The sequence below is a fragment of the Methylobacterium marchantiae genome, assembly GCF_042679825.1.
In the GTDB taxonomy this organism is placed as follows: Bacteria; Pseudomonadota; Alphaproteobacteria; order Rhizobiales; family Beijerinckiaceae; genus Methylobacterium; species Methylobacterium marchantiae.
The window spans coordinates 25,437-41,782 of sequence record NZ_JBHTND010000035.1; the positions used below are offsets into that span (position 1 = coordinate 25,437).

General features: G+C 64.6%; 7 protein-coding genes. 2 read left to right on the forward strand and 5 right to left on the reverse strand.

Annotated features, from left to right (window positions below):
* Positions 1 to 24: 24 nt before the first annotated feature.
* Positions 25 to 2,160, reverse strand: a complete 2,136-nt coding sequence (locus ACFQ4G_RS19125; RefSeq protein WP_238209258.1) for a hypothetical protein — start codon at positions 2,158 to 2,160, stop codon at positions 25 to 27.
* A 1,170-nt stretch (positions 2,161 to 3,330) separates the two neighbouring features.
* Here ACFQ4G_RS19125 and ACFQ4G_RS19130 point away from each other — a divergent pair.
* Positions 3,331 to 4,776, forward strand: a complete 1,446-nt coding sequence (locus tag ACFQ4G_RS19130; RefSeq protein ID WP_379040854.1) for a hypothetical protein — start codon at positions 3,331 to 3,333, stop codon at positions 4,774 to 4,776.
* A gap of 220 nt (positions 4,777 to 4,996) precedes the next feature.
* Positions 4,997 to 6,130, forward strand: coding sequence for a hypothetical protein (locus ACFQ4G_RS19135; protein WP_238209303.1), 1,134 nt, complete (start codon positions 4,997 to 4,999; stop codon positions 6,128 to 6,130).
* A gap of 154 nt (positions 6,131 to 6,284) precedes the next feature.
* Here the strand turns inward: ACFQ4G_RS19135 and ACFQ4G_RS19140 are convergent, their stop codons facing one another.
* From ACFQ4G_RS19140 to ACFQ4G_RS19155, 4 genes are all read right to left on the reverse strand, one after another.
* Complete coding sequence (locus tag ACFQ4G_RS19140; protein ID WP_238209302.1) at positions 6,285 to 7,355, reverse strand: hypothetical protein; 1,071 nt, start codon at positions 7,353 to 7,355, stop codon at positions 6,285 to 6,287.
* Positions 7,356 to 7,767: 412 nt separating this feature from the next.
* Positions 7,768 to 10,086 carry a DEAD/DEAH box helicase gene (locus ACFQ4G_RS19145; protein ID WP_238209301.1) on the reverse strand — a complete coding sequence of 773 codons (2,319 nt, stop codon included), beginning with the start codon at positions 10,084 to 10,086 and terminating at the stop codon, positions 7,768 to 7,770.
* Positions 10,083 to 11,435: an ATP-binding protein gene (locus ACFQ4G_RS19150; RefSeq protein WP_238209300.1), complete on the reverse strand. Its 1,353-nt coding sequence runs from the start codon at positions 11,433 to 11,435 to the stop codon at positions 10,083 to 10,085. The genes ACFQ4G_RS19145 and ACFQ4G_RS19150 overlap by 4 nt, the downstream gene beginning before the upstream one ends.
* Entirely contained in the window at positions 11,432 to 14,725 is a 3,294-nt protein-coding gene (locus tag ACFQ4G_RS19155; RefSeq protein ID WP_379040857.1) for a TerB N-terminal domain-containing protein, read from the reverse strand. The genes ACFQ4G_RS19150 and ACFQ4G_RS19155 overlap by 4 nt, the downstream gene beginning before the upstream one ends.
* Between the last annotated feature and the right edge of the window lie 1,621 nt (positions 14,726 to 16,346).

Sequence of the window (16,346 nt, forward strand, 5' to 3'; positions counted from 1 at the left end):
TCGCCGCGACGGATGGGCCCTCTGTCACAGGAACCACGGTCGCCTCATGACGCGGCTGCCTTCCATTGCGTCGACATCCCAGTTCGGCGTGCGTTCGAGACCCGCCAACTGCCTGGCTATCTCGTTCGCGTACCCGAGGGTGATGGGCAGCCGGGCCGGGCCGAACGTCCTCCAGGAATGGTTGGCGAAATCGGACACCTGACGGGCGAGCGTGGGCATATCCCGATAGGTCGAGAGATCGTGCAGGCGCAACAGCACCGGATCCGGCAATCCATGCATCTCATTCCTGAGCTGGTCCCGGCCGGTCAGGGTGAGAAGCCACTCCCGGTCGCCCAACTCAACCGCCTGTCCCCGTTCGGGGCCATAGGCGCCCCTTCCCGAGGTGACCGCGCGGTCGAATGTAACGAAGGCGCTGTCCTCGACGACATGGAGGAACGCGAATGTCGCCCGCTTCAAGCCCAGGTCCGCGACCGCCGCGGCGACGGCCTCCACGGCCTCGCGCCGAAGTTGGATGAAGGCGTGGAAAACGAGGCGGACCGCATCGTCCTCCCGCCAGCCCTCCTCGTGCCTGATGCGGCCGACCGCATCGACAATAGTGGCCCTCAGTGCCGCGGGATACTCTGCGAAAGGCACGGCCGCCGTGCGGCTGTCGAGGTAGTAGTGACCCTGCCCGGAGAACATCGTCGCGATGCCGACCATACGTTCGCCGGCGCCACGTCGACCTTCCTTGGTAGTATGGGATCCGAGGCCGAAGACGAGTTCATGGTCCGTGGCGGACCGGACCGGCAGCAGCCACGGTGCGCCGCCGAGCTTGGCATAGATGGCGAGGCTCATGTTCGCCATGGCCATGGCGTACCCGAGGTCCTCCAGTGCGGCGAGATCCAGGAACAGGGCTTGAACCGGCGTCTCCTGCTTCAGGAACGCAGCCTTGCTCGACCAGTATGGGCTGTCGTCGTAGGGGCGCTCCTGCCAGGACCGCCGCACCTGGACAATCGCGAGATCCCATCGCTCGTCTCGCGCCGACGCGGCGGAGACGGCCTGTCGGACACCCGCGACGTAGGCCTTGGCGCTATCGTCCGGGACCTCGAAGAAACTGACCGCCGGCTCGGCCAACCGGAATCGCCCGAGAAGACCCGTCCCATGCGGCGCAAGCGGGTTCGTACCGCCACTCCTCACATCGGGGAGCCCGCGCAAAAGGTGGTCGACTGCCACTTCCGTCCGGTGCCGGTTCTCCGCCTCGCAGATCACGGCGATGCTCAACCTCTTCTTAACGAACGACTGGCGGTCGTATGGCCCGACCTGGTCAAGGCCTTTCTGCGCCCATGTCAGGCTTGTTTCGGGCGCGATGCTCGGGTCGAAGGATAATTTCGGCTTCCAGATGCTCTCGGTGCGCGGGAAGCGCCGCGACATCGATTGGTCCATGAGCCCGTCGAACTCCAATGGCACGCCATCGGCGAGTTCGAGGCTCTTCCTGGATAGCCAAGTGAGGCTCGACTGAACCGTGTCGAGGGTCTTGCCTCCGGCATGCCATTCCGCCTCGGCGGCCTGAATGTCCCTGAGGATGCGCTCCGACCGTCCCTGGGTGAGCGCCTCGACGACCTTGTTGAAGTTTGACCGCGTCGGTTCGAGGAAGAGATCCCCGGCCGCGACAGCCTGCGCCCCTTCGCCGTGCTCATCGAGCGTGAGGACGCCGGGGTCGACGGCGACGATCCGCCCCGCATACCTCAGACGTCCGGAGACCTTCGGATCTGGATCGTCCGCGTAAGTGGTGACGGCGGACCCTAGCAAGGGTACCCCCAGATCCTGCAGATCGGCGCAGGTTGCCGCGATTGTCGTTCGTAATCGTTTCGAGCAGGTCAGGACCACGTAGGGGGCGGCATTGCGCGGATGCAGGACGCGTGTCTGGAATTCGAGTACGACGCGCTTCTTGAGCCAATCCGGAAGGCCCAGCCCCGGCGGGATCACGTTCGCATGCTTGGCGGCTTCGACCGTTGGCGGCCGCCGGCGCGTCACCCGGTAGCCTTGCTCGCCCATGCCGGCCAAGAGCCGGAACACCGTCTCGCGGGCCAGGGCGGAAACCAGTGAAAGGTTCTCGTGGGCCGGGAGACCCTGGCGCTCCCCGGGGAGAACGGCGCCGGACACCAACGGAACGACCACCATGTCCGTGGCACCGTGCCGGATTGCGAAAACGTCTTGGTCCTCTCTGTCCAGCAGAGCGTGGAGCGTGTCACGGTCATAGGGGACCAGTGCAGCTGGCAGTGGGACGCTCGGGGTGAGAAGACGGATGGCATTGAGAGCCAGGACCGGTGGTTTTCGCTCTCTTGCCTTATAAGCCATGCCTATCCACACACGGCCACGCACGGGACCGACTTGGCGCGAGCGTGCCCTCTCGCCATCTCCCGCCGAACTCGTCGGACGCCGCCTTCCGACATGTTCCTAGACAACGACTGCTGGAAATCACCCGCGGCGGTGCCTCTCGAACTGATGACGCTGCCGGATTTAGGCGTTCGTGAACAGTGCCGAGACAGGGTTATCAAGGGCGTTCAATGCCTGCGTCCTCAACCACTTCGTCGCGCCTGACGTAAGCATCCCGACCGTTGAGCTGAAACCCGGTAGGTGCGGGCAGGATGGGCAGGGAGTCAGCCCTGAGCTGACGAGGTAACTCACGGTTCCCAGTGCGTGCCCCAACGGCTGCCCGCCTCGTGAGGCAATACCAGAAATCCTGGGAGCAACGGCCGGGGGCTCGATCCACTGATGCATTGCCATTGCACTGTCTCGTCGAAAGCCCAGGCTTCCATGGGCGGACTCCCTGGCACAAGATAGTGGCAGTATACGTCCTCAAGGGGCTTCCCCTCGGGATCGAATTTTCCCGTGCCTGCGAGGATCTTTCCGTAGCGGATTCGCTCGACGTCATCCCCGTCAACGGCCTCGAAGCCAATGTGAACTATGCCGGGAACGTCCGTTGGAAGTTGGTCCGTTGCGTCGGCAAGCCGCTTGAGGACGTCCCGGGCCTTGGCATCGATAGCTGCCATGGATGAGGATTTCCAACGTAGCATCACCGCAAGGTTGCAATCTCGCATGTAGCACGGCGCCATGCCGTACTCGAACCTAGCCGCCTGAAGGTAGCTTGCATGCCTCACGAACTCGATAGGCCTACCGTGAGACGAGGGGCGCGGTAACTTCCATCCGCAAGGCTGCGCAATCGACGCAATGGGCCCCATCGGCTGGGTACGTGGTAATTCCGTCTCATCTAATGCTGGCCATATGCGAGTTATGGGGCGTTGCGCAGGGAGAACAACTTCGGCGTTCCGGAGATAGGGGAAAGCAGCCGTGGATCATTACGACCTGCTTGCCCGACCGGACTGGAGGGCGAGATCGGTGCTTGTCGTGACGCCCTACGTCGAGGGCAAGTTCTTTCGGCGCCTCGTCAGGGATCTGGCCCCGGGAATGTTGACCGTCGTCATCGACGATGGCTGCCGCCCAGAGGACATAAGGATGATCCAGGCGCTGCGCTCCAAGGGCCAGCAGATCCAGGTGGCGCTTGGCGGCGCGACGGGCCTCATGCATGCGAAGGTGTTCCACGTCGAATGGGAAACGCCCGGCGGGAGGAGCGCGCACTCCCTCGTCTACGGCTCCGGAAATGCGACGCGACAGGCTTTCGAAGGCGATATCAACGCCGAGTTGATGTGCAGAGCCCGGCTGACCGCCGTCCACCATCGACCTATTCTGCAGTGGACGCGAGCCGTACGGGATGCGGTGGCGTCCATCGCGGATGGGGACGCCAGGGTCGAAGGGGTGCGGGATGTCGCGCTGGCGGACGGCATCGTCGTGCGGCTGCCGACCATCGTGGTCAAGGACGCAACGACAAAGGCCGGCAACTTCGACCTTTGGCTGCAGAGGGGCCGCCTGGCTGCGGCTTTCCGTCCCGATCCGTCCTTCCTGCGCGTGCACATAAACCTGCACTCGGATCTTCCGCCCGGGACGTTGGAACAGACCGTGCTCGACCTCGGCTTCGAGACGCAGCGGACCCGACGGCTCGGCATACCGTACCTACGGACCGGGGGGCTCCTCGACGGCGGTACGGAGGGTCACGGGCATTGGCGCAGCCGCTACTTCGCCCTGACCCATCTGGGCGATTGGTGCTCCGCGGCCTGCCACGCCGAACGCAAGCATCAATTTCGGAAGGCCGGCCACGTAGGACGGGCCCGTACCCTCGCCCTGCTGAATGGGCTTAAGGACCCCTCACGACGCAATCGAACCCGGGCACGATACCTGGACCGTATCGAAGGCCTTTGGACCGCGTTGGGCCCGGACGCGAAAACCTATCTGTCCTCGAACGGAGGCCGGGTCGACTTGGAGCGGTATGGAAGGCTGTTCGAGCAGCGGGTCGATTATGATTTGACGCGAGCCGCCGACGAAGAATTCCGAACCCGGTTCATCGACGGCGTCGAGATCATCGACGTACCGCGTTTCCGCGTCGACACACGCGCTTGGAACGCCTTTGTCGAGAGCTTCGCGCGGCAGCTTCGCATGGAAGACATGAAGCGGAGGAGCGTCTCGCTGATCTACCGAAGAGTGAGCGCGGCGCTCGGCGTACGCCTGACGGATCCGTTTGAGAATCCCCTCCATGCGGTCAAGCTGCTCCGCAAACATTGGAACCACGAGATCCAGGACGACGACGGCGAGCCGACCACGGTTGGTGCGTACATCGATGGTTACCACTACGCCGGAGCGGACGACTTAGGTGATGGCCCGTCCTCCTCTCGTCCATCCTGAACCGTCAGGATGGTTCTTGCTCGCCCGATGCGGATGCCGGTACCCGGCTGGGCGCGATTGGCTCGTCCCCCGGTGCTCCCAGTGGATTTCGGCGAGATGCCAGAGACTGGACGGGATAGGACAGGGATCGGCTTGGAGAGCCCTGGCTTTCCTACCTCCGGGCATGGGAAAGAACCTTGGACCTAGAAAGGTCTCCGGCTTTCCGGGATAAGGACCGATCATGTCACAATCTGGGGTGTTCGTATTGAAGGGCGACGAAGCGCTCGTCCCCATGCTGCCGGCGCAGTTTGAAGCCGAGGTCGACTTCCAGAGATTGCTATCAAGGTTTCCATCCTTGCTGGTCGGCGACCAGATCGACCCTGAAAACCCGAGGCGCTTTATTCTGGTAAAGCCGGAGCTTTCCATCGGTCACGAGCAGGAGACTGCTCGCTGGTCCGTTGACCACCTCTTCCTGGATCAAGACGGAGTACCGACCCTCGTGGAGGTCAAGCGGCAGACGGACAGCCGCTTACGTCGCGAGGTAGTCGGTCAGATGCTCGACTATGCCGCAAACTTTCAGTCCTTCTGGAGTGCGGAGAGAATCGCATCGGCCTTCGAGGCCGCTTGCAGCCAGGCAGGAACGGAGGGCGACGCGGTGCTCGCCGAGTTCCTCGGCCCCGAAGTGACATCCGAATGGTTCTGGACTGCCGTGGACACGAACATCCGTGCGGGTAAGCTGAGGCTGATGTTCGTGGCCGACCACGTTCCCTCGGAGTTGCGCCGCATCGTTGAGTTCCTGAACGAGCAGATGAGCCCGGCCGAGGTGCTGGCCCTGGAGCTTCGACAGTTCGCCGGTCAGGGACTTCGAACCATCGTGCCCGTCGTATTCGGGCAAACCCGGGAAGCAGTCGGCCGCAAGCAGGCGGTCAGGGGAAGCCGCTGGACCGAGGAGCGCCTGATGGCAGCCTTCGAGGACAAGTTCCCTCCGGAGGTATGCTCGGTCGCAGCTGCGGTGATGGATTGGATGAAGGGCACCGGCCTTCCGATCGTCTTCGGCACCGGTCGCGAAAATGGATCGGCGTACCCACTCCTGAAGCCTCAGGGCGTGGCGATCAACCCGGCGTATCTTTCGACGGAGGGCAAGATCTGGCTCCAGTTCAAGTCGTTGGAAGGCAAGCCTGTGTTCGGCGACATGGAGCTGCGACGCGAGTTGCTGCGGCGTTTTGCTAGGGTCGACGGCACGGACCTCAAGGAAACATCGCTGACCGGTTGGGCGGCAGTGCCATTGGCGCGGGTCGCCGCCGACCTGGACGGGTCGGCCAAGCTGATCTCAGCGCTGGATTGGATGGTGCGGCAGGTGAAGGATGCTCCTTGAGAAGTTCGTCGGGCAAGTATCCAGGGATTAGGGCGTTTCGACCGACAACCCGGCGTTCGATTCTTCCAGCCCTCACCGGAACCGACCGAAGGCGTGGCCCGGCCGTCAAATCAGCCCCCGGAAAGGTTGGTCTGCTCATGTCTCGCGGCGGACATCAGGCCCTTGGCCGGATCCGCCTCTCCTCGAATGACCGGCCGGAATGCTGGTCGCTGTTCTGATGCCTACGCCAGAAGTCGAACAGGTCCAGTCCCTGATCGAGCCTTTCGAGGTGGGCCACCTGCGTGGTTCCGTCCTCACGCATCGGTGCTTCCAGCCCCGCGACCGTGGAGGCGTCACCCTCCACGATGTAGTCGAACCGCTTCAGGGCGGATTGTATGGGCGAGATGCTCAGGTCGACGAACTTCAGCGTCGCGCCCGGGCTCATCGCCACCCGGACGATCTCGGACCCGACGATCTCATAATATGCGGGATTCGGGGGCACATAGGGATGGAAGAGGAGGTGGGCGGGGGCCACGATCTCGCATGGCACCTGAAACGGCAATGTGGCGGTACGGTCGGCCGTGAAGCTGCGATAGACCGGAAGGTCCAATGCGTCCTCGCGTGGCCTGTCCGACGTGGTCTGGAACGCGATCTGGCCACCGGAGCTCATCGCGATCCGGCGCAGGTCGGCTTCGTCGATGATCTTCGGCAACGTCGTGAAATAGATGTGTGAGACGTTGTCGAGCTCGGCCGTGCCAGCAATGTTATACGGACCGGACCACAGCTCGCCGCTGGCCAGGATCTTTTCCACCGTCGGTTCGACGGTGTGGTGAAACACCTCGATGGCGAAATCGCCTTCCGGGAGGCGAGCGCATCGTCCGGAGACGAGCGGCGCGAGGCGCGTGTCTGCCGGGCCGGTGTAGGTGCAGCGATAAAGCTGCGCTCCATCCTCATAGGACCGCACATGCTCGTCCGACCGGAAGGTTACCTGCAGGCGCGTTGCGGTCTCGCCCCGTGGCGCCGCGACATCCAGGCTGAGTTTCGCCTCGTGGATCCGATCGCCTGAGCCGGATCCAACCGGTATGTTGAAGGTAAGGCACGGTGGCCCGAAGAAGCTCGGGACGAAAAAACGTGTACCTCCGAAGCCTATGAGGATGTCCGGTAGAAGATAGGACCGGCCGCGGGAGTGGCACAGGCGGAGCTTGATCCAGCCGCGAAACGTATTTCCTTGTTCCCCACTCACCATGGGGGAGTATCGGACGGGGGGGCCTGCCAGGTTACCCCAGAGGGATCGGTTCGTGCTCATGGGTTCCCAGTATCGCGCATTCGAGCCCAGGCCCAGGCCCGCCATCCACTCGATGTAGGTCGACACCCTATGAGGCCATCTGCAAGGCACGATCCGCCAATGCAGGCCGCTTCGGGTCGAACCCGCTCCATCAAATGCTTGGATCTTGCATCCCACGATCAGATCAAGGCCCCGGATCGTCAGACCGCTCGCATCGCGGAATGGGCGGCGGCATCAAGCGTCTAGATCGACTGATATGTCCGGGAGACCGAATTCCGCATGAACGACCGCCGCAAGGGATTCAGCTCGGGGCGCCGTTGCCCCGGCTGTGGCTGAGACGGTCAGCCGAGGCCGACACGTTCGTTACGATCATTCACAACGGTTCGAAAATCGATCGCGCGATGGCTGGGATTGCATGCGCCTCCAAGCGCTCGACTGCCACGACTTTCGCAAGCAGGGGCTCGGTAAGGTACTGATCATACTTCTCACGCAGCTGCTTCGTTGCAGCCAACGCAAGTTCCTCGCCGTCGGGAGGTGGCGAACTCGCCATCTCCGATAAGACCGCCCGCAGATTCTCGGCCGAGCAATCCTTCACCTCGATCATGTGCCAGGTCGGCGACGCCTGGAAATGCCGCATCAGCAGCGCGAGCGCGAGCGTCTCCAGTTTCGGGCCCCCGACCCAGGGAAAGATCAAGCAGTCCCGCCCGACCGTGACAATGGACGTTCCATCCAGGCCATAGCCTTGGAACGCGCCCCTAGCCTGTTCGAGGAGCGCACGGGCCCCCGGATCGAGGAATGTCGGGGTGTGCGTCCCTGCCAGGCATTGCCGCATCACGGCCACGACCTCGTCATGGACGCCGGCTCCTTCGCCGCCGAACCGTGGCGGCAGCGCGGCGGTCGTCGGTCTCACCAGGAGGACCTTGGCGCGTGCGTCGATGGTTTCGAGGCGCCAACGACGCCCGTTGAAGATGATCGTTTGACCAGGGGCGAGCGTCGCGTTCAACGGCATCGTGCCGAGGGGCTTCCCACCCACGACCACCACCCGGTATTCCTCGGGGGTCTGGAACACGGCGTAGAACTCGTATCCGGCGACGAGGCGTTCGCCGACGCGGCCGAGCATCAATAGGCCATCCGGCGACATCTCGATCAATGCCGCCTCCGGTCGTGCGATGGCCCGCAGCACTTTGACGAACGACGCCCGATCGATGTTCCGGAAGGGGCCGCGCTGGCAGAGCACCTGCCAGGCCGTATCCGGACGGAGGCCACCGGTCTGGGCGATCAGCGCGAGCGTCTGGTGGATGAGGGTGGAGAGGTGGAGACCCTCCACCCGCGGCGGCTCGCACCATCGCCGGAGCAGGAGCTCGACCATCGCCACGGCCTGCATGAGATTGAGCCTGAGGCGATCGGCGGGATGGAGTGTCGGGCCGAAAGCGATCTCCGGGACGTAGACCCGCAGGATCGACGGTTTTCCCTTCCGTCGGCCGGACCGTCCCAACCGCTGGCGTAGCGAGGATACCGACCACCCGGGACCGATCTGCGCCACGCTCTCGACGTCGCCGATGTCGATGCCGAGTTCGAGCGTCGTCGTCGCCACCGCCGTTGTCGGACGGCCGTCCTCCCGCAGGCGGGTCTCGACCGCCTCTCGTTCGGCTCGGGCAAGGTTGCCGTGATGGGCGAAGAACTCGTTCGGAAGTCGCGCCTCCTCGGAGAGTAGGCGCAGCCGATCGGTGTAGACCTCCACGTTCTGCCGAGAGCCCGCGAACAACAGGTTTCTTCGGCCGCGCAGCACCTCGAACAGGTGACGGGCGACGGCCTCGACCGCGATCGACGGCCCCGGGTCGGCGTCCGCTTCGCGAACCGACATGAGGGAGATTTTGCTCCGGTCTGCCACGGGTCCGGCGCTCGACGGCGGTGGAAGTAGACCCTGCGGGGTTTCCGGGCGAGACGGGCGTTCGTAGCCGCGGATCTGCAGCAGAAGGTCGGCGCCTCCTTCCGTGCTCTCGACGAGTTCGACCGAGGTGGCATCGCCAGGACGCAGCGCCTCACGGGCGAGATGCATGTCGCCGAGCGTCGCGGACAGCCCGATCCGGTCGATCCGATCCCGTCCCGTCCCGGCCTCGATGCGGGAGAGGATGGATTGGAGCTGGCGGCCCCGCTCCGTCCCGATGAACGCATGCAGCTCGTCGATCACGACGGCATCGAGGCTTCCGAACAGGCGTCCCGCGTCGGCACCGCGTCGTACGAGCGTCGCCTCCAGCGACTCCGGTGTGATGAGCACCACGCCTTGCGGGCGCTCCCGGGCCTTTCGCTTGGCCTCCGCCGAGACATCGCCGTGCCAGCGGTGGAGTGGTAGGTCGCAGGCTTCGAGGAGGCTCTCAAGGCGTCTGAACTGATCGTTGATGAGGGCCTTGAGGGGGCTGACATAGAGGACGGTGAAGCCGGGCCGCCCACCGTCCAGTTTCGGAAGAATCCGCGAGAGCAGCGGCAGGAAGGCGGCCTCCGTCTTCCCCGCGGCGGTGCGCGCCGCGAGGATCACGTCGCCACCGGCCAGGATGGCGGGAATGGCCTGCTCCTGCACGTCCCGCAGCTCGGACCACCCCTGCTGCCAGATCCAGCGACGGACCGGCTCGGCGAGCAGTTCGAACGCCCGCGAGGCACCGTCCTCGGAGACCGCCGGCCCCGTGCCACTCACAGGCGCAACTGGGTAAGTTCGTCGTCCGCGTTTCGGGGCCCACCGTCACCATCGGTGCCGCCCGCGACCGCCATCTCATCGACGCCGCCGCGATCCGCGGCCACGTCCAGGACGCCCAACCGCTCGCGCCAGTCCGTCCCGGGATTCTGTTCGAGTACGGCGAGAAGGTCCACGAAGGCCTTCACCGTGTTGCGTGGCGTCCGGAAGTACGCGTCGCCCACCCGGGCCCGGCAGTGATCGAGGAAGGCGTGCAAGGCCTCGTCCGGCACGAGATGGCGTGTGGGGTTCCCGCCAGCGAAGACAGTCCTGAGGCGTTCCAGCAGTACGAACATCTCCTCGGGTGTCAGGTTCTGGAGCCGGACCACGGGTCCCGAGAGGTCGACGAGTCCGTCGGTGGCGAAGCTGTTGCCGGCGAGGCGGGATTGAAGCGCCTCGTAGGAATACAGGCCGCGTCGCGTATCCAGCATGAACTCGGGCGTTCCGCCAAGCACCAGTCCCAGCCCCTCTACCGTGCCCTGCAGGACGTCGTTGAGGATGCGTAGGATCTGCTCGTAGTTCTGGTTACGCGCCTGGGCGCTCTGGAGCTTGTAGAGGTTGACCAACTCGTCGAGGCAGACGAGCAACCCTCCGTAGCCGGCGAGGCGCACAAACCGCGCAAGCAGTTTCAAACAGTCGTAGAAGTTCGCGTCGTCGATGATGCTGCGCACCCCGAGGTCCTGGCGCGCCTCGGTCTTCGTGGTGTACTCGGCGCGAAGCCAACGCAGGGCGTTCGCCTGCTTGGTCTCGTCGCCATCCTCGTGCGCCGTCGCGTAGGCCGCCACGACCGTGGCGAAGTCGTACCCCCCGACCTGTTCCTGCAGGTCGACGAGGCGGGTCCGGATCTGGGCCTCGGTGCCCCGACCTTCCCGTTTGCCGTCCTCCATGGCCTGGGCGACGAAGCGTTCTAGGACGTTGCGGAGGGCGCCCCCGTCCGGCGCGGTGCGGGTAGCGAGATTTCGCGCGAGTTCCGCGTAGAGCAGGCGCGCCTGACCTCCCGTCGCGTGGAGACGGCGGTCCGGCGCCAGGTCGGCCTGCAGCACGACGAGGTTCTTGGCGAGTGCGAGCTGCCGCACCAGGAACAGGAAGAAGGTCTTGCCCGCCCCGTATTCCCCGACGACGAAACGCATCGCGGCACCGCCGTCGGCGACGCGGGTGACATCGGCGATCAAGGCCTCGATCTCGCGTCTCCGACCGACCTGGATGTGCTGGAGGCCGAGGCGCGGGACAACACCGGCTCGCAGGGCATTGATGACGGTGTCCCTATCTCGGGGCTTGATGGATGGCGGCGACTTCGTTCCGACGGTGGTCATACGGCTTCCAACAGCGGTTCCGGGATCAGGTGTAGGTTGATGTGGACGGGGTCGCCCTCCTCGACGAGGGCGTCCTCGAAGCGGTCGAAAGCCCAATCGTTCAGGTTTTCCATGGCGGCGCCTGGCAGGAGGCCGAACTCACGCGCCAGGCGATCGAATTCCGTTCGGGGCCAATCGGACCGCACGACGAGCTCGCGGAGGAGCTGGGCGTGTCGCAGGTCCAGGCCGGCGAGGACGTCTTCCGCATCCGTCCCCTTGTCCTGTGCATCGACGCCCGTGGCGGCTTCGCCGTCCGGCGTCACGGGATCCGCGTCAAGCTCGAAGACGCTGGAGAGGACTGAACTCACCGCCACTGTCTCGGCGCGGATAGCCGCCAGGAGGTCGCTGTCGACCCGCCCCGCCGATCCGACCGTCACGCGACCCTGGACGGGCGATTCTTGCGCGAGCGGAACGCTTTTGACGAGCGGCGCGCCGGGGATGGCGTAAGTCCTCTCGTGATCGGCGCCGAGCGTGACGCGGACCAAGTCGTACCCACCCGCGGGAGTCTCCTTAGATGCCTCGGGATCCGGTCCTGCCTGGTGCAGCGCCGCGTATAGCTGGCGTTGGTCGAGACCCATGTGACGGAAAGCCTTTTCGAGCAGGGAAATCTCGGCTCGATGATGGCTACCGTCGCTGGAAGCCACACGAACCAGGCTAGCGCCGATGCTCTGCCTGTGCTCGACGCCGAGTTCGGCGAGGCGGGTACGCAGCGACGGGAGTTCCGCCGGGTTAACCTCCAACCAAGTCGCGTCAGCGGCGAGACGGTGACGTTCATCGATGCTGAGGCCAGGCGATGCGGAAGCCATCTCGCGCAGAACGGCGCGCTCGTCGTCGGAGACTTCGCCATCCGCCTTGGCCACCAACATGCCCACCGAAAGGGCCAGGAACGCTGCCCTATAGGCGTCTGATGGGACAGCGACAGTCTCGCACGGGGCGTCCAACCGGAACGGCATGACGGTCAGGGATGCCGGTAGACGCGCGGGGAAGCGTGGGTCCGGTATCATTCCCACTCCGAAGCGGCAGAGAGTGTCCGCGAGATCCCGCAATTTCGTCGGTGTCGGCTTTTCACCCGGCTGCCCGAGAACCCGTTGGCTCAATTCCATGTATGGGACGGATGTGCCGGACGCGGCGTGCATCCTGACCCAAGCCAGATCCTCGGCGGCGGTCGGTTCCAACGCCTCCTCGCGCCGAGCCGGCGGTAGCAGGGCGAAAGCCTGGAGCGTCGTGGCGCTCGCCGTCGCGGAAGCCTTCCCGAGACGCCTGCTGTAAGCATCCAGCCTGTTGGTGCAGATCTCCAACAACTCGCGTCCGGCCGTGAGTGCCTCGGGATACCGCGACAGGTCCGGCAGTGTTTCCACGCCGTCTGGCTCCAGACCGACGGTGAAGCTCCCGCTTGCGGCCCGATAGGGGATGGATGCGCCTTTGCCTTTGCGGGCCTTCAGGAGCAAGCCGCCCGACGGGTGGCGCTGGGCGAACTCCGCGGCGAACTCTGTTCTGAGATGATCGAAGGCGCGACGTGCCGGAGTGCGGACCCGTGTCTCCGGATGCGACATGGTCCATGCCAGAAGCCAATCGGCTTCGATCGGCCGGCCGTCCCGGATGCGGGACCCGACCGCTAGGCGGACCGAGGGGGAGACATCACCGCCACTCGGGACGAAGACCGGGGCCGGATCCTGCCCCGGCGTGAGGTCGAGGATTTCGAGGGCTGACAGGAGGTCCGTCGCGTAGCGGTGGAACGAGCCGTGGTGACCGTAGACCGAAAGCAGCCGTTCGACCTCCGCCCGGATGGCAGGCCGATCCTCCTGGGACCTCTCCAACACACCTCGCCGTTCCAGGCCGTAGAGGTGGACGAAGACATATCCGATGTGCGCGCTTGGGTCCGAGCGGCTGCCCGACAGCCATTCGAGGAACGCGCGTCGGGACGAGGGGCGCATGCTCTCGTAGGCCGGCCAGTAATCCATGTGCTGGCCGCTGGTGTCGCCGTTGCTCTTGGCTACGGTCATTCCCGGATCGATCAGGCAATTATCGTTGCGCCCGTAACCATCCATGCGCGGTAGTACCCGGCCGACATAGACGAGCCCCGGAAGGCTGAAGCCGGCCACGGTCGCCTTTGCGCCCGCAGGGACCCACACGCGGTCGCCCGCCAGCCGATACGGGGATAGGACGGCCTTTGGCTCGGGCGAGCGGGGAATGTTTGCTGGCCTGGCGCCGCCTACTGCCGCGGGGAACGTCGGGGGATCGCTCGCCGGGATCCGTAAGGCGGTCGTCCGTGTTCCGAACGTGATCCGGGCAACGGGAGTTGCACCCTGCACCGGAACGCCCTCGGTGGTTACGACTGGCACCGGAGGATCGGGTAGGGCCCTCGCCGTGGCGGGGGCCCGCGGAGGTTCAGGGAGGGCCGGTGTCGGGAGGGGTGAGCCGATGGGGGAGGTGGCCTGGAGGAGCCTGCCCGGGCCTTCGACGCTGTTCGGCACCGTTTCATAAGCGGCGTTCGAGGTAGCGCCAGGCGTGGCATCATCCGGTTGCTTCCGCCGCCTACGCAGCAGGCCCCACACCGCCAGGATGCCTCCAAGGACCGAGGCTGCGATCCAGGGCAACGGCGAACTTCCCATGGGTGGGACGACCGCGACGTCGTCGGTGCCGGCGACCGCGACAGCCCGTACGTCGGTTGAAATTTCGGGAGCCGGTACGACTGTGCTTGCGGATGCTGGTTGCTGGCCGGGCGACCGTGAGGAATCTACGGGGATGACGGGCTTCGGTCGCTCCTCGCTGCCGGCCGGGGATATCCATACAGGGTGCGACGAAGGAAAGCCGGGCCGAGCATTCGGATAGGCTACCGGCACGAAGATCACGGGTATGAGCACCGGAGCCGTGGATGCGCTAATCGTATTGGAGACGAACCTGGGCATCGGGGTCGATGCCGTTTGGATCGCTGAAGGGTCTGCCGCCACGAGGGACTGCCTTCTGTCCCTGAGCCGTGCGACCGTCTCAGGATTGGTGCGCCCGGTTTCAGCAAGGCCCTCGTGACGTTGGAACCGCCGAAGAGCCTCCAGCGACTGGCGCCCCCATTGACCATCGATGACGCCGGGCTCGAAACCCAGCGCACGCAGGTCGGATTGAGCAGTGCGAGCCTGGGCGGGACCGCCGAGCTGCGCCACGGCGAGCGTCGTGATCCCGTCTGCAACGCCCAATGCCGTCAATGTTCCGCACAGGATCAGCCATGGCGTTGCGATCCGATTTTTCCCGGCCACGCAGGTACTGCTCCGCCTCGCAGCCTTCCGAACTTCGGCTTGCTTCGTTCTCTTCGCGGCACTCTATTCCATGTCGCACGATCACACCAAGGCGGTATCTGCGCCCGAGGCTCGTCGAACCGCCTCAGTCGGTCCCAGACCGCCGCGAGACTCGGTTGGAGCGGAAGGGCCATGCGGCCAGGATGGATTCGACACTTCAGACATTGCTCGCTGGCCTGCCCCGTTAAAAGTGGCTCTTCGCCAAGTTTGGTGGATTGGGTTGGTGGGAGGATGCCGGAAGGTAGATACCGGCTGAACCGGGCGTGGATCCTCAGATCAGGGCATTATCCTTCTCTGTCACATTCCCTGCTCTCGCCTTCTCCATGACAGGCGTGAGGAGAGCACAGCCCTTCGCATTTCCGCTGAAGCGACGACGGATGGCGGGGCACCCGAAGTTACCGCCCGTTGCTGAAGGGCGGAAGCAAACCATAAGTCGCCATGATGTGGCGGGATGGAACGAAAGGACGTGAACCCCACGCTCGAAGGTGTCCATTTCCCATCATCGGCCATCGATGCACTTTCCAGGGCAGTTTAACTATGGGGGCCATTCGATGGCGGCCTGGCAGCGTCCCCCCACCATCGATAGCGCCCTCGGACGTGCTGTTGGTCCCCGGAAGACACGCCCTTGGTGATGGCGGGGATATCGGTCGGCCCAAACCGCCATCCTCCCCCCGTGTGAATGGCCTAAACAATCCTTGCAGCAAGGCGTGTTTTGGTGCATTTGGGTGGTACACACGATTTCCTGGTGAGACGTCTAAGCTATTGTGATAACTGGTTTATTTGGATGGTGCGGGAGAGTCCCCCCCTCTCCGCCAATTAGCCTGTCCGAGGCAGCTTCCCCAGACTTTTAGCCTTTGTAATCACTCCGCTTTTCTGGATGAGGCGATCGACGCGGTTTCGCTCAATCCCACCTGAAACCCCCGCACATGCTGGGGGCTGGGCGGACACATGGCTCGGACGGTTAACAAACTTAACGCGCTGACGGTCGGTCGTGCGAGCGCGCCGGGCAAGTACTGCCACGAGGATAGCCTCTACCCGGTCGTCGATCCCGGCGGCGCGCGTCGTTGGGCGATGATCTTGCCCGGACGCCGCGTTCTGAGAGGGCGTCGCAGAGCTCACGCAGGAAGGCATGCCAATTTCTGACCGCCGATGCAGGACCGACCAAACCACGTCCGCACGGTGCGCCTTGACCATGGCGAATTCTGCGCCTTCGACTGTCTCGACGGCGTACAAGCGTACGACGCCATCGTCCTCGACGACGAGGATGACATTCGCTGCTTTTCAGGGCCTGCCCGTCACATGGGCAGCATGGGGCCGTTTTTGTCTTGCGCAAGGTAGCGGACCATGAGCTCGCCTGTGGCCCAAGGCGCGCAATCCACAATGGGCTCGCCAGCGTAGGGTAGAATGACGTCTGCCAGCGGAAGGCAGCCCAAGGTCGCCATGAGCTTGCAGCGGGCCATACCAGCCTCGATTGCTTCCTTGATTCAGAGGAATCGCATTTGAGGATTTGATGTAGCGCCGGTTTGGGAATTGGGCTTCTGCGAGGCTTTTGGAGGGCATCGCATGCGGAGCCTGATCACGA